At 48.8% G+C, this 1175-nt stretch carries 1 protein-coding gene; it reads left to right on the top strand.

Features of this window, described 5'->3' with window-relative positions; all coding sequences use genetic code 11:
* Nucleotides 1-1175 (top strand): copper amine oxidase (locus tag MLE13_RS17775; RefSeq protein WP_240751101.1); only part of this gene is annotated, 1175 nt, incomplete at both ends.

The raw sequence follows: 1175 nt of genomic DNA, 5'->3' as shown, positions 1-1175 counted from the left end.
TTCCTTGCAATCGAAGCAATGCGTAAAGGCGTCGACGGCGCAGAAGATTTTGACCAAGCAGCGGGCGCACTTTTAGCGAACGCCGATGACTTGTCTGCAGCAGTTGGTTCAGTTTACGGCGACGAAGGCGCTGCACAATTTGACGAAGTATGGAAATCACATATTGGCTATTTCGTGGATTACGTGACAGCAACCGCTGAAGACAACCAAGAAGGCAAAGACCAAGCATTAGCGGAACTGGAAAAATACAAAGTGGAACAATCTGAGTTCTTTGATACGGCAACAGGTGGCTTACTGCCAGCGGCAGCTGTTCAAGAAGGATTGGACATGCACGTAGATCAGTTGATCAACGCGTTTGACGCATATGTTGCCGGCGATTTCGAAAAAGCCTACTCATTAGAGCGTGAAGGGATTCAACACATGAGCATGTTCGCAGAAAGCTTGTCAATTGCGATCACAACTCAGTTCCCAGACAAATTCGATAACACAAGTGCCGATACACCAGCGATTGACTTGCGTGCAACATTGAACCAAACGTTCACAGAACACGCTGGACTTGCGGTGATGGCAATGCAAGACGGTGCCGATGGCGCGGAAAGCTTTGACCAAGCAGCAGGCGCGTTACTAGCGAACGCAGATGACTTATCTGCAGCAGTTGGTTCAGTATACGGCGAAGAAGCCGGTGCGCAATTTGAAGAAACATGGAAGTCACACATTGGCTACTTTGTGGATTACGTAACAGCAACAGGTGAAGGCAACAAAGAAGGCCAAGAACAAGCACGTGCTGAACTGGATCAATACATTGTTGACCAAGCAGCATTCTTAGATGCAGCAACAGAAGGTCGCGTACCAGCAGCTGCACTTGAAGAAGGCTTAACAGCACACGTTGGACAACTACTTGGCGCATTTGATTCGTATGTAGCAGGCGACTTTGACGCAGCGTACAGCTCGATTCGCGAAGCGTATGCACATATGCAAATGCCAGCAGCAGGTTTATCTGCCGCAATCGTGGATCAATTCCCAGACCAATTTAGCGAAACGGAAATGCCATCTGAAATGCCAAAAACAGGCATGGGCGGCATGGCTGACCAAGGGTCATTCCCATTCTTATGGGTTCTTGCAGGCTTGATGTTAGCTGCATTGACTACGGTTGTAGCGGTTCGTACACGCAAACA

This window comes from Planococcus halocryophilus (assembly GCF_022489025.1).
Taxonomy (GTDB): domain Bacteria; phylum Bacillota; class Bacilli; order Bacillales_A; family Planococcaceae; genus Planococcus; species Planococcus halocryophilus_A.
Note: the sequence above shows the minus strand (reverse complement) of the source record. Positions and strands in the feature narration are given on the sequence as shown.